The 12957-nt window shown below is 66.0% G+C and carries 10 protein-coding genes and 1 pseudogene; 4 read left to right on the top strand and 7 right to left on the bottom strand.

What is annotated here, in order from left to right; all coding sequences use genetic code 11:
- The first annotated feature begins 53 nt into the window (after positions 1–53).
- Positions 54–848 (top strand): thermonuclease family protein, encoded by a 795-nt coding sequence (locus QX039_RS14790; RefSeq protein ID WP_409998907.1) that lies wholly within the window; start codon positions 54–56, stop codon positions 846–848.
- A 48-nt stretch (positions 849–896) separates the two neighbouring features.
- Positions 897–2363, top strand: a complete 1467-nt coding sequence (locus tag QX039_RS14785) for a M48 family metalloprotease (protein ID WP_315735734.1) — start codon at positions 897–899, stop codon at positions 2361–2363.
- A gap of 400 nt (positions 2364–2763) precedes the next feature.
- On the opposite strand, the gene QX039_RS14780 is transcribed toward QX039_RS14785, so the two are convergent.
- The 5 genes and pseudogenes from QX039_RS14780 to QX039_RS14760 all read right to left on the bottom strand — a co-directional run bounded on the left by QX039_RS14780 (position 2764) and on the right by QX039_RS14760 (position 9661).
- The gene (locus QX039_RS14780) at positions 2764–3594 is read right to left on the bottom strand and encodes a CarD family transcriptional regulator (protein WP_315715249.1); all 831 of its coding nucleotides are present in this window, start codon (positions 3592–3594) and stop codon (positions 2764–2766) included.
- A 502-nt stretch (positions 3595–4096) separates the two neighbouring features.
- Positions 4097–4435, bottom strand: a complete 339-nt coding sequence (gene fdxA / locus QX039_RS14775) for a ferredoxin FdxA (protein WP_315715248.1) — start codon at positions 4433–4435, stop codon at positions 4097–4099.
- A gap of 114 nt (positions 4436–4549) precedes the next feature.
- Positions 4550–4816: pseudogene (locus tag QX039_RS14770) on the bottom strand (RNA-binding S4 domain-containing protein); the annotation flags it as partial.
- A gap of 61 nt (positions 4817–4877) precedes the next feature.
- Positions 4878–8435 (bottom strand): helicase-related protein, encoded by a 3558-nt coding sequence (locus QX039_RS14765; protein WP_315735144.1) that lies wholly within the window; start codon positions 8433–8435, stop codon positions 4878–4880.
- 446 nt (positions 8436–8881) lie between these two features.
- On the bottom strand, positions 8882–9661 hold the full coding sequence (locus tag QX039_RS14760) for a DUF3108 domain-containing protein (RefSeq protein ID WP_315735736.1): 780 nt from the start codon (positions 9659–9661) through the stop codon (positions 8882–8884).
- A 640-nt stretch (positions 9662–10301) separates the two neighbouring features.
- Between QX039_RS14760 and rpmB the strand changes: the two genes are divergently transcribed.
- Positions 10302–10610, top strand: a complete 309-nt coding sequence (rpmB, locus tag QX039_RS14755) for a 50S ribosomal protein L28 (protein ID WP_315735146.1) — start codon at positions 10302–10304, stop codon at positions 10608–10610.
- Positions 10611–10951: 341 nt separating this feature from the next.
- On the top strand, positions 10952–12214 hold the full coding sequence (locus tag QX039_RS14750) for a DUF2235 domain-containing protein (RefSeq protein WP_315773201.1): 1263 nt from the start codon (positions 10952–10954) through the stop codon (positions 12212–12214).
- A 60-nt stretch (positions 12215–12274) separates the two neighbouring features.
- On the opposite strand, the gene QX039_RS14745 is transcribed toward QX039_RS14750, so the two are convergent.
- Together QX039_RS14745 and QX039_RS14740 are read right to left on the bottom strand one after the other, a co-directional pair.
- Entirely contained in the window at positions 12275–12619 is a 345-nt protein-coding gene (locus QX039_RS14745; RefSeq protein ID WP_315756922.1) for a hypothetical protein, read from the bottom strand.
- Positions 12620–12681: 62 nt separating this feature from the next.
- Positions 12682–12918 carry a transcriptional regulator gene (locus tag QX039_RS14740; protein WP_315735151.1) on the bottom strand — a complete coding sequence of 79 codons (237 nt, stop codon included), beginning with the start codon at positions 12916–12918 and terminating at the stop codon, positions 12682–12684.
- Between the last annotated feature and the right edge of the window lie 39 nt (positions 12919–12957).

The following is a 12957-nucleotide window of genomic DNA, read 5'->3' as shown; positions in this document are numbered from 1 at the left end:
GCCGGTCGCCGCTTTCCGCTCAGTGGAATGGAAATTTCGTGCGATGATGCAGCATGACGAGAGAGCGCAGGATGCGGAGCAGATGGAGGCTGATTGCGCTCGGTGCGAGCGTCGCGATCATCGCGATGATGTCGGCGAGTCACGCCGCGCCGTGCATGTTCGCCGAGCTCGGCGAAGGACACGTCAGCGAGATCATCGATGCGCGCGGCTTCCGTCTCGACGACGGCCGAGAGGTCAGGCTCGCCGGCATCGAGGCGCCGCCGGACGAGCAGCGCGCGACGTCGATGGATACGCTGCGCGTGCTGCTGCGCGGCCGCGACGTCGTGCTGCGCGGCGAGGACGACACTCCGGACCGCTACGGCCGGCAGCGCGCCTTCGCCTTCGTGGCCGGTGCGGACCAGCCGGTGCAGAGCGAGCTGCTCCGGCAGGGCGCCGTGCTGCGCGGGATCGACCTGCCGGACCGGGATTGCGCCCTCAGCCTGGGTGCGGCGGAAGCCGAGGCACGCAGCGCCGGACGCGGTCTCTGGAAGATTGGGACCGTCATAAAAAACACGGAAAGTCCAGACGATATTTTGTCTCGCGTAGGGCAATTTACGGTTGTCGAAGGGAAGGTGTTGTCCGTACGACAGACGGGGACAACAACTTATCTGAACTTCGCTCGTAGCTGGACACGGGGCTTCGCGGTGACTATTCCAAAGCGTATGATGGCGGTATTGGAAGGTGCCGGCATCGACGTCAAATCACTTGCGAATCGACAGGTTCGCGTGCGCGGTTGGATCGAAGCGCATGCGGGTCCGAGACTGGAACTGACGCAGATCGCCCAGATCGAGATTTTGAGCGGGAATTGACCGCTGAGGTACGTGAGTAGCGACGTGAGCCTGTCTGTTCGAAAGCGCATGACGGTGATGAACTGCGGTTCGTGGATCGCACCGGCGTTGCTGTGCCTGGGACTGGCGTTGTCCGGTTGCAGCGACATGGGCAAGTTGCAGCAGGCGACGGCGCCGATGCCGACGCCGCGGCCGAAGCCGGCGATGGTGCAGACGACGCCGGCGAGCGATCGCGAGCACGAGCGCATTCTTGCTACTTATGGCGGTGCCTATGAGGATCCCCAGCTCGAGGGCCTGATCGGCAAGATCGTCGACCGGCTGGTGGCGGTGTCCGATCGGCCCGACCAGGGCTACAAGGTCACGATCCTGAACTCCGGTGCGGTCAACGCCTTCGCGCTGCCGACCGGCCAGCTCTACGTGACGCGCGGCCTGATCGCGCTCGCCAACGACACCTCCGAATTGTCGTCGGTGCTGAGCCACGAGATGGCGCATGTGCTGGCGCGCCATGCTGCGATTCGCGAGGACCAGGCGCGGCAGGCCGCAGTGGTGACCCGCGTCGTCTCCGACATGGGCAACGATCCGGACCTGACGGCGCTGGCGCTCGCCAAGACCAAGCTGACGATGGCGAGTTTCTCTCGCACCCAGGAGTTCGAGGCCGACGGCATCGGCGTCGGCATCTCCGCCAAGGCGAAGTTCGATCCCTACGGCGCGGCGCGCTTCCTAAGCTCGATGGAGCGCAACGCCGAGCTGAAGGCCGGCAAGGTCGCGATCGACCCGCGCGCGCAGGACTTCCTGTCGTCGCATCCGGCGACGCCGGAGCGGGTGCAGAACGCTGCCGCCATCGCCAAGCAATACGTCTCCCCCGAGGCCAGGGAGCATGACCGCGAGACCTACTTGGCTGCGGTCGACAACATCGTCTACGGCGAGGACCCGAGCGAGGGCTTCGTGCGTGGGCGGCGCTTCCTGCATCCGAAGCTCGGCTTCACCTTCCAGGCGCCGGAGAACTTCACGCTCGACAACACCGCGCAGGCGGTGATCGGCGTGCGCGAAGGCGGCGCCCAGGCGATGCGCTTCGACGTGGTGCGCGTGCCTGCCCAGCAGACGCTCGGCGACTATCTCAATTCCGGCTGGATGGAGAACGTCGACAAGTCGGCGACCGAGGAGCTGACGATCAACGGCTTCCCGGCGGCCTCGACCTCGGCGAGCGGCGATCCCTGGCAGTTCAAGGTCTACGCGCTGCGCGTCGGCAGCGACGTCTACCGCTTCATCTTCGCCTCTCGCCAGAAGACCACCGAGAGCGAGCGCAATGCGCGGGAGACGGTGAACTCGTTCCGCCGGCTCAGCCTGGAGGAGATCCAGTCGGCGCGGCCGCTGCGCATCAAGGTGATCACCGTGCAGCCGGGCGACACGGTCGAGTCGCTCGCGCACCGCATGACCGGCGTCGACCGTCCGGTCGAGCGCTTCCGGGTGCTGAACGGGCTCGACGCCCGCGCCCAGGTCAAGGTCCGCGACCGCGTCAAGATCGTGGTGGAGTGACGGGCTGAGGGACGGATTCCCCGCTTGCCCCGGCGGGTTGATGCCATGCCAGGACGGCCACACGACAACTGTCGTCCCGGGCAAGACCGGCAACGCGACAGCGTTGCCGGGCGCCGACCCGGGATCCATAACCGCAAGTGCAAATGGCTGGAGCGCTGGAGCTCCAGCGCGCGTCCTTGCAGGCGCCGGGATTATGGGTCCCGGCGTTCGCCGGGACGACAGCGGAGCAAGTGCGACCAGCGCCCCACCTTCGCACGCAGTCCATCGCCAACTCGCGAACGGCGAGCACGTCTACACCATGGCCATGAAGCGGTGCCGTCGACGTGCATCCCAAACAAAAAGCCCGACCTTTCGGCCGGGCTTTCGTAAGCAACTAATTGGAAAACGCGCTAACGGTCGATCAGGCGGCCTCGTCGGCCACGGCGGTGTCGTCGCCATCGATATCATCGCCCTCGGCGTCGGCATCACCTTCGGCGACCGCATCGGCTTCGGTCTTGGCACCGCGGCGCGGGCTCTTGGCGAGCTGCGTCTCGATCTCCTTGACGGCCTCGGTCTCGGTCGAGTGCTGCACGACGGCGATCTCGCGCGACAGACGGTCGAGCGCCGCTTCGTAGAGCTGGCGTTCGCTGTAGGACTGCTCGGGCTGCGACTCCGAACGGTAGAGATCGCGCACGACCTCGGCGATCGCGACGATGTCGCCCGAATTGATCTTCGCTTCGTATTCCTGGGCGCGACGCGACCACATGGTGCGCTTGACGCGGGCACGGCCCTTCAGGGTCTCCAGCGCCTTCTTCACCAGCGCCGGGTCGGACAGCTTGCGCATGCCGACATTGGCGACCTTGGCGGTCGGCACGCGCAGCGTCATCTTGTCCTTGATGAAGTTGATGACGAACAGCTCGAGCTTGGCGCCCGCGATCTCCTGCTCCTCGATGGCCAGGATCTGGCCGACGCCGTGAGCCGGATAGACGACGAATTCGTTGGTCTTGAAGCCCTGGCGCTGGGTCGGCAGCTTCTTTTCCTCGACGCGCGGCGCGGCCGCGGCGGGAGCAGCCGGCTTGGCGGCGACAGCGGGCTTGGCAACAGGGGCAGCAGCTGCGGGAACGGCGGTCTTGGTGGCAGCCTTGGGCGCAGCGGCGGCCTTGGCAGGCGCAGCCTTGGCAACAGAGTCCTTTGCAAGAGTGGTCTTCGCGGCGGATGCTTTCGCGGCAGTCTTGGCAGTCTTTTCAGGCATTGCGCTTCTTTTGTTCTTAGTGGACTTGGCAGCCGAGGCCTTCGCGGCAGCCCGAATCTCCTTTACAGGAGTCCGGGCACGGCCCTTGGAAACGCTGCGGCTGGCCGCGGCGGCTTTTTTTGTACTCTTGGAAGCACTCTTTTTACGCGTTTTCTGTGACACAGCCTGCGCGCGGAACTGCCACGCCCCTGTTTGATGTTGCGGGAACCTAAAAGGGCGGCCAAAAAAGGTTACGCATGGCCGGGTTCGGCTCTGAGAATGTGCTATATATAGCACATTTGCCGCAAAAATCAATGATTTGGAGGCCGCAGGGGCGGTATTGTGACGGATCCACGAAGTTAGGGTTAAGTGAAGCGTGCCGGAATAGAACAACTCGTGCAGCGCGTCCCGCTCGCCGCAAGAGGTGTTCTAGGCCATTGTTTCCGCGTAACGATTTCGATCGGCGCGACGGCGCCCCGCAGGCCGGGGCGCGCTGGTGACCGCGCAGGTCGCGAGACGACCGTCAGTCTCCGGCGCCGGGCTTCGACGAAAAATATTTCTGGAACTTTCCATCCTCGCCGTCGTGCTCCTTGGCGTCGGCCGGCGGGTCCTTCTTCTGGGTGATGTTGGGCCAGGACTTGGCATATTCGGCGTTCACGCCCAGCCACTTCTCCAGCCCCGGCTCGGTATCCGGCTTGATCGCGTCGGCCGGACATTCCGGCTCGCACACGCCGCAATCGATGCATTCGTCCGGATGAATGACCAGCATGTTGTCACCCTCGTAGAAGCAGTCTACCGGGCAGACCTCAACGCAATCGGTGTATTTGCACTTGATACAGTTTTCGGTGACGACGTAAGTCATCCAAGGCTCCGGAACGGATCGACAATTCGGCTGGCTTGGACTAGCGCAGGACGTGTTGTGCCGCAAGTGAAGCGGGGCGAAGAACTGAACCGGATATTGCTCTGGCGCAATCCATCAGGATCGTCCGCCATCCAGATCATCGTACAGCCCGCGCACGGAGGCGGCATCGCCGCGGCGCTCGGCAAAGCCGGTCACCTTGAGCACGCGCACGCTGCGGTCGAGCGCGATGGTCAGCACGTCACCGGTCTTCACCCCGTGGCCGGGCGACGTCTCGCGCACGCCATTGATCCGGACATGGCCCGACGACACCAGCGCCGCGGCGCTGGTGCGCGCCTTCACCAGCCGCGCATGCCACAGCCATTTGTCGAGGCGCTGGCGCTCTGACGGGGTGTCGGACGTCGGCGTTGTCCTTCCAACCTATCTTGCCAACCGATCTTGCCGCTCAATCCTTGCGGTTGTTCGCCGCGAGCTGCTCCTTGAGCGCGGCAAGCTTGGCGAACGGCGAGTTGGGATCGACCGGACGGTCGCGATCCCGGCCTCCGCCGCCACTCGAGGCGTAGGGCCGCAGCGCCGGACCGCTGTCGCGCTTGTCGCGACCGCCCTTGCCGAAGTCGCGGCCGCCGCGTCCCTCACCACCGAACTTGCCGCCCTTGTTGCGATCGCGGTTCTGGTCGCGCCCCTTGGCGTCATGGTCGCGGCGCGGCCCGCGCTCCTCGCGCGCCGGCGCCGATGCGCCCTCGGCTGGAGCCGCACCAGCCTCCGGCGGGCCCTTGCGGAAGTCCTTGCCGAACTCCTTCATCCGGTCGCGTCGGCCCTGGCCGCGGTGATGGCGCTCGCGCGCCTCGCCGCCCTCGGCCGGAGCCGTCCCGGCAGGCGCCTGCCCGCCGCCGGCACCCTGCCCGCGCTCGTGCTGCGGACGGTTGGGCCGGCCGCGATGATGATGGTCGTGGCGCGGCCTGCGCTCCTCCGAGCGCCCGCCCGGCCGCCAGACCTCGACCAGGACGGGCTCGGCGGCAGCAGCGGCCTCGGCCGGAGAAGCCGCGGTCGCGGTAGATCCAGCAGCAGCTTCAGTCCCGGCAGCTTCAGCCGAAGCATCGCCGATGCTTGCTGCCTCGTGTGCGACGGCCTCAGCGGCTTCTGGCTGCGGCGCATCCGCAGCAACGGCGGCTTCCGCCTCGGCGACGACGCTTTCGGCAGCCGTCTCGGCCACGGACGCGTCGTCCGCCGCATCGGGCGTGACGAAATCGACGGTCGGCAGCGATGCCAGGGCCGACACCGACGCGGTTTCCGCCTGCTCCTCGCCGACCGCCGCGGGCACGGCGATGGTCTGCTCGGTCACCGGAGCGACGGCGGCCTCCGCGACGGTGGGAACCTGCTCGTCGGCCGGCTCGCCGGCGACAAGCGCGAGGTCCTCGCCCGGCACGGCCTGCGCTTCTGCCGGCTCAGCCGGGGCGGTCTCCACAGCAGCGGCCTCGGCAGCAGCAGCCTCGACGGGCTTCTCAGCCGGCTTCGGCGGCAGCGGCGGACGCTTCTCCATGCGATAGCCGAGCGCGCGCAGGATCGAGGCAAAGTCCTCGCCGGCCGAACCGGTGAGCGAGGTCATCGCCTGCGTCACCACGAAGCCGCGGCCGTCGAAGGCGCCGGCGGGCTTTTCGCCCGGTGCATTGTCGCGCCAGGCCAGGGCGGGACGAATCAGGTCGGCCAGCCGCTCCAGGATGTCGACGCGCACCGCGCGCTCGCCCGCCTGCTTGTAGCCGAGCACGCGATAGGCATCGCGCGGCAGCGCCTTGTCGACCGGGAACGAGGTCCGGCCCGAGCTCGCCAGATGCTGCGCGCCGGTCAGCGCGGACATGTCGACATTGCCCTGCTTCTCGGCCCACAGCAGCGCAGCGAGCGCGCGCGCCGCGGGCTTGAGCAGCGCCGGGACGTAGATGTGATAGGCGCCGAAGCGCACGCCATATTTGCGCAGCGTGGCGCGCGACGGCTGGTCGAGATCCTTCATCTCGGCCGCGATCTTGGCGCGCTCGATGACGCCGAGCGCCTCCACCAGTTGGAACGCGATGCCGCGGCCGATGCCGGTGATGTCCTCGGCCTTGGACAATTCGAACAGCGGGCCGAGCAGCTTCTCGATATGCGTCTTCAGCCAGAGATCGAGCCGCGCCTGCACCTTGTCGCGCGCAGCACCCGTCAGCCGCTCGTCGGCGATGATGCGCAGGCGCGGATGCAACGCGTCGTCGGCCGCGACCAGCTTGGCGACCGCGTCGCCGGTCCAGCGCACCGTGCCGTCGGCGGTGAGCACGATGTGCTCGTCGGGCGCGCTGGACAGCTTCTCGGCGCGCGCCTCGATCTCGCCGGCCAGCGCCTTCTGGGCAGCAGCCTGCAAGGCCTTGGCCTCCGAGCCGGCTTCGGCGGCGTCGGGCGCGAAGGTGAATCCATCCAGGCGGCCGATCGCGTGCCCTTCAACGATCACTTCGCCGGTCTTGCCGATTTCCGTATTCAAAACACTGTTCTCCCGCAGGCGCCGCATCAATACACTGGTACGACGATCAACGAAACGCTCCGTGAGCCGTTCATGAAGGGCGTCTGACAATTTATTTTCGAGCTCGCGGGTAATCCCCTGCCAATAATCAGGGTCGCGCAGCCAGTCTGGCCGGTTGGCCACGAAGGTCCAGGTACGAATCTGTGCAATCCGCCCCGACAGCGTGTCGATGTCGCCATCGACGCGGTCGGCCTGATCGACCTGTGCGGCGTACCAGGCGTCCGGAATACGCCCCTTCTGCATCAGGAAGCCGAACACGGTGGTCACCAGCTCCGCATGGGCGGCCGGCGACAGCCTGCGATAATCGGGGATCTGGCAGGTCTCCCAGAGACGCTCGACCGCGGACGCGCCATGCGCCATGTCGCGCACCTCGGCGTCGCGCGCGGCATGATCGAGCACGCGCAGATCCTCCGCGATCGGCGCGCGCGTCAGCGCCTCATGCCCCGGCGCGATCGCCAATGAGACCTGAAGCGCGCTCAAGGACGCGAAATCAAGCCTGGAGTTCCGCCATTGCAGCACCTTCACGGTATCGAAGGTGTGGTTCTGGAGCGCATTGACCAGCTCGGGCTCGAACGGCGCACAACGCCCGGTGGTGCCGAACGTGCCGTTGCGCGTCGCCCGTCCGGCACGGCCCGCGATCTGGGCAAACTCCGACGGCGTGAGCCGGCGGAACTGATAGCCGTCATATTTGCGGTCGGACGCAAAGGCGACGTGGTCGACGTCGAGGTTGAGCCCCATGCCGATCGCGTCGGTGGCGACGAGATAGTCGACGTCGCCGTTCTGGAACATCGCCACCTGCGCGTTGCGGGTTCGCGGCGACAGCGATCCCAGGACCACAGCGGCGCCGCCATGCTGGCGGCGGATCAGCTCGGCGATGGCGTAGACCTCGTCGGCCGAGAAGGCCACGATGGCAGTCCGGCGCGGCTGTCGCGTGATCTTGCGGTCGCCGGCGAATTCGAGCTGCGACAGCCGCGGCCGCGTCACGGTCGATACGCCCGGCAGCAGCCGCTCGATGATGGGGCGCATCGTCGCAGCCCCGAGCAGCAGCGTCTCGTCGCGGCCCCGCCGGTTGAGGATGCGGTCGGTGAAGACGTGGCCGCGCTCGAGATCGGCGGCGATCTGGATCTCGTCGACGGCGAGGAACGACACGTCGAGATCCCTGGGCATCGCCTCGACGGTCGACACCCAGTAGCGCGGGTTCTTCGGCTTGATCTTCTCCTCGCCGGTGATCAGCGCAACGGCCTCGCTGCCGACGCGATCGGCGATCTTGTTGTAGACCTCGCGCGCGAGCAGCCGCAGCGGCAGTCCGATGATGCCGGAGGAATGCGCGAGCATGCGCTCGATCGCCAGATGCGTCTTGCCGGTGTTGGTGGGGCCGAGCACGGCGGTGACGCCGCTTCCGGGAGCACGGTCGGACGCGCGCTCGAAAGGCGAGGCTGCCGAAGAAGACGAAAAAGCCATTCGTTAAATTGGGTCTCGAGGCCGGCGTTGCAGGCGCGCGGGTCAGGCGCGATGGATGCTGGAATTATCGTCGTTCTGAGAGGCTGCGATCCTCACACCTGTGTCATATTGCTACGCATATAGGGACGCAGCTTAAGCTTCGGAACGCCTTGAGAACGAATCACGCCCGAATCGCTGACTCCAGCGCCTTTCCGGCTTCGTTCACCGCAACATCTCGCGCCGCGCGATCAAGGCAGCACTAGATCAAGTTTTCACGGTCTCGACAAGCAACGCTTTCGCGAGGGAACTGGCGCTGTTTTCGAGCAGACCCGAGTCGAATCAGAATCGGCGAAGAGTCAAACGGATTCACGCGAGCCGTCGTTCAGGCCGCGCGCCGGACACATGCTGGCTTTCCGGGCGGCCTCGCAATGACGGCGCCGGCCGGACAACGAGGATTCCGCCGCGCGCTACTGCGTTTTCGCGACGTGCGGCGAGGCCTGGGTGATGAAGGAGGTCGCCTCGAGCATCGCCTTGCCGAAAGAGGTCGGAATCACGACCCGGAACGGCACCAGGATGCGCGTGCCCGCGAGCGGCACGAAGAAGATCTCCATGTTGCGGGCCTGGGCGAGATATTTGATCACCGGCCGGTCCGGGATGTAGCCCGCAACCGGCGTGAAGTAGACCGCGCAGACCAGCGCCGGACCACGATAGCCTTTGTCTGCCTTGACGTTCTCCATGCGCTTGTAGTCGAGCTTGAGCTCGTAGCGCATGCGGCCGTCGAACACGGGCGCAGCGCCGCGGCACGAGTCCGGCGACAGCAGCTCGCCATTGCCCGGCACCCGCACCAGCGAGGCCGTCATCGGATCGAGCACGCCGCGCTTGTGGGCATCCGTTACCGGGATGCGGTCGGGATCGACCGGCGGCGTCGGCTCGATGGCGAAATCCTTCACGGTGCCGTTCTGCAGATTGATGCGGATCTGCTCGGACTTCTTTCCCGTGGTGGTCGAGGCCTGGTAGCTCTGCCCGACCAGGGCGCCGTTGACGACGCGCCCCTGCACCGACCCGGTGCCCGATCCTTGGGAGAAGCTCTTGAGCAGGCCCGCGGTGCCGCCCTGAGCTGCGGCGCCGTACTGATCATCCCCGATTTCGACCGCCCAGGTGCCCTTGCCGACGGGGATGCCAGCCAGCGAAGCCTCATATTGGGCGTCCAGCCGGGCCTGTGCCCAGGCGCCGTGGGGGGCCAGCAGCAGGAGCGCCGCGATGGAGCCGGCCACCGCCAGGCGCCGGAAACGGAAGAAGGCCGTGCTGTTGGTCACGTCGAAATGGTCCTGCCGATCCGCTTGTCGGGCCCCGGCCCCTGTGCCGCGCCACTGCTGTTACTTACGCCAAAAACGCTCCTGAACAACGCGAACCGGTCACATCCTGGCCGATTGTCCAGCGCTTTACGTCCGGCTCCGCTTCCGGCGAAGCCGCATCGGGCGGCCCAAACTCCCCGTGAGCCCCTGCAATCCGCCGGGCTCGACGGGCCGATTTGACGCGCCATCGCGCGAACGTCCACTCATCACGCCCGAATACGCCCTTTATGTGGTCTCCGGCGATCGGCTATGATGTTGATTGTACGACGTCTTTCGGAGAAAAACGGCCATGCGGACGCCTATGGCCGGACGCCGTGCCGCGGGCGCAAATACCGCCGCCGTGAAGCGAGGCAGCCCTGCGATTCGGCGCGTGGCAAGGTGCCACCGGCCCCATCCCTCAAAACCTTGACGAAAAGCCGCATCCCCCCTATAGGACCGCATCTCCCAGAGACGAGCTGGACGAGTTTTGGACCCCCGCGGCCCGCCGACACAGGCGGACGAAGGGTGCGGGGATGAGAGAGGATTTACTGCCATGTCGCGGCGCTGTGAACTGACGGCCAAGGGCCCCCAGGTTGGCCACAAGGTCAGCCACTCCAACATCAAGACCAAGCGGCGCTTCCTGCCGAACCTGTGCAACGTGACCTTCATCTCGGATGTACTCGGCCGCAACGTGCGCCTGCGCGTCTCGACCAACGCGCTCAAGAGCGTCGACCACAATGGCGGCCTCGACGCCTATCTGCTCAAGGCCAACGCTGCGGCGCTGTCGCCGCGCGCGCTGGAGCTGAAGCGCGCCATCGAGAAGAAAGCGGCGGACGCTGCCCCGGTCGCCAAGGCGAGCTGAGAGAGCAAGCCGAAATCCACGATTGATGCAGAAGCCGGACGCGTCACAGGCGGGGCTTCGAGCGAAGCGAGATATCGAAACGGCCGGATCGAGAGATCCGGCCGTTTCGCTTGCGGATGCCGTGACCAGCCGACAACTCTGGACACGGCAGCCGGCGCGGGGCGACCGGACACGTCGAGCGACCATCCGTTCGTACGGCGGCGCCATTCGATCACTTCGCTATGTCCGTCGCGCGGCGCGCAACAGCGACCCAGACGAAGTGCCATAGGAACCGACCTCCCCAACACCAGCCCGATGCTCTACACTCGTTGCGGTAGCATTATCGCGGACATTCCTTTGTCATGAAGAATATTGTCATCTGCTGCGACGGCACCGGCAACGAGATCAGCGAAAACATCTCGAACGTGCTCAAGCTCTATCGCTGCCTGCGCAAGACCGACAAGACGACGCCACTCCAGGCCGTGTTCTACGATCCCGGCGTCGGCACCCTGACACAGCCGGACAGCTGGCATCGCTTCAGGGCCAATTTCAACATGGTGCTGGGGCTCGCCACCGGGTACGGCCTCGACGACAACATCATCAGGGCCTACTGCTTCCTCGCCACGCATTACCAGCAAGGCGACCGCATCTTCCTGTTCGGCTTCTCACGCGGCGCCTACACCGTGCGCGTGCTTGCCGGACTGATCCACAAGGTCGGGCTGATCTCGCCCGATCAGATCAATCTCGCCGGCTCGGGCGTGATCGCCTACAAGAAGTACTCCTCCGACAATCCGAAGGCCGGACGCGGCATCACCACCGAGGTCGAGAGCACCGAGGACGAAGGGCCGATTCCCGAGAGCCGCGACGATCAGGCCGCGCAATTCGCGCGCATCACCTCGACACGCTGGCCAACGATCCATTTCGTCGGCGTGTGGGACACGGTGGCCAGCGTCATCGTGCCGCGCACCGACCGGTTCCTCGCCCTCCCCAGCCTTGAGGAACTCGCCTTCTCGATCGAGAACCCGAGCGTGAAGATTTTCCGGCAGGCCGCTGCGATCGACGAACGGCGCTGCATGTTCCGGCTGAAGCCGTGGAACATGCCACAGACCTTCACGCCGAACCGCTTCAACAAGGCGCATGCGGGACCGCAGGACGCCAAGCAGGTGTGGTTCGCCGGCGTACATTGCGACGTCGGCGGCGGTTATCCCGAGGCGCAGTCGGCGGTCTCGAAGTATCCGCTGCTGTGGATGATCGACGAGGCGGTTGAGGCGGGGCTGGCGGTCAATCCGCGCACGGTGAACCAGCTCGCCTGGGGCGTGCAGCGCAAGAACAGCCCGTTCTCCTATGTGGCGCCGAGCATCCAGGGCCCCCTGCACGATTCGATGAGGCCGGCCTGGCGGCTGCTCGAATGGCTGCCGAAGAGCGCGACGTACAAGGAGTGGCCGGAGCGCAAGGCGCGTTTCGGATTCTACATTCCGAATTGCGAGCCGCGCTTCATTCCCGAGGGCGCGTTCATCCACGAGAGCGTGCTGATGCGGATCGCGGAATCGCAGGACTACCGGCCCGTCAATCTGCCCGCGTCCTATGAGCGCGTACCGCTTCCGGTCAAACAGAAGGCGGAGTAGCAGCAACAGCGCGTTGCGGGTCGAGCAGCGTCTTCGGAGGCTCGCGCGTGGCGGATCGCCTCAGATCATGCGCAGATGGATGACGCCGTCGGTCACCTCGCCACGGGCGAACTGCTCGCGCGCCATCTGCTCGAACGCCGTGCGGTTTCGCTGCAGATAAGCGAACGCCTGATTGCGTGTGCCGAAGCAGGTCTCGAGATGACAGACCTGCCGCGTAGCGCCGATTGCAAGCGCAAATGCGATCGTCTGGCCTCCACGCTGCGTCTCGTCCTTTGCAATGCGAACGTCTGTAGCTGTCAACTTGGCCACGTCAGCCTCCTCGGTACGAAGGTCGGATCTGTACGCGGGACGCGGTTGAGGCGTAATGATCAGGCATGGATCGCCCGTTTGTTCGAGCACCAGCAACGGATCTGAAGTTCCGATAGTTCCACCGGGCAGCCGACGTCGGAAGGCGAGATGAAGCAGCCCTAGCGAGCGACCTTCTTCCGCCGCTTCGGCGCAGGCGCAGCAACAGGACCCGCTTGCGCAGCTTCCGCTTCCTTGGCGAGCCGCAACACGCGCAGCCGCTCCATGTTCTTGCGGACCGCCATCGCGCGCTGGTCCCATTCGGCGCGCGCCTTCGCCCCGTCCTCGGCGGCGACGCGCTGGCGCTCTGACCGCGCAATGCTTTCGGGGGAGCGTTCTGACATCCTCTTGGTGGCCATCGACTGATCCTTCCGGAGATGCGGGTTACCGTCGAGACG

The organism is Bradyrhizobium sp. SZCCHNR1043 (assembly GCF_032489675.1).
Lineage (GTDB): Bacteria > Pseudomonadota > Alphaproteobacteria > Rhizobiales > Xanthobacteraceae > Bradyrhizobium.
Note: the sequence above shows the minus strand (reverse complement) of the source record. Positions and strands in the feature narration are given on the sequence as shown.

Coding starts and splice junctions, on each gene's coding strand:
- QX039_RS14790 (WP_409998907.1), top strand. CDS start 54: ATGACGAGAGAGCGCAGGATGCGGAGCAGATGGAGGCTGATTGCGCTC.
- QX039_RS14785 (WP_315735734.1), top strand. CDS start 897: ATGACGGTGATGAACTGCGGTTCGTGGATCGCACCGGCGTTGCTGTGC.
- QX039_RS14780 (WP_315715249.1), bottom strand. CDS start 3,594: ATGCCTGAAAAGACTGCCAAGACTGCCGCGAAAGCATCCGCCGCGAAG.
- fdxA (WP_315715248.1), bottom strand. CDS start 4,435: ATGACTTACGTCGTCACCGAAAACTGTATCAAGTGCAAATACACCGAT.
- QX039_RS14765 (WP_315735144.1), bottom strand. CDS start 8,435: ATGGCTTTTTCGTCTTCTTCGGCAGCCTCGCCTTTCGAGCGCGCGTCC.
- rpmB (WP_315735146.1), top strand. CDS start 10,302: ATGTCGCGGCGCTGTGAACTGACGGCCAAGGGCCCCCAGGTTGGCCAC.
- QX039_RS14750 (WP_315773201.1), top strand. CDS start 10,952: ATGAAGAATATTGTCATCTGCTGCGACGGCACCGGCAACGAGATCAGC.
- QX039_RS14740 (WP_315735151.1), bottom strand. CDS start 12,918: ATGGCCACCAAGAGGATGTCAGAACGCTCCCCCGAAAGCATTGCGCGG.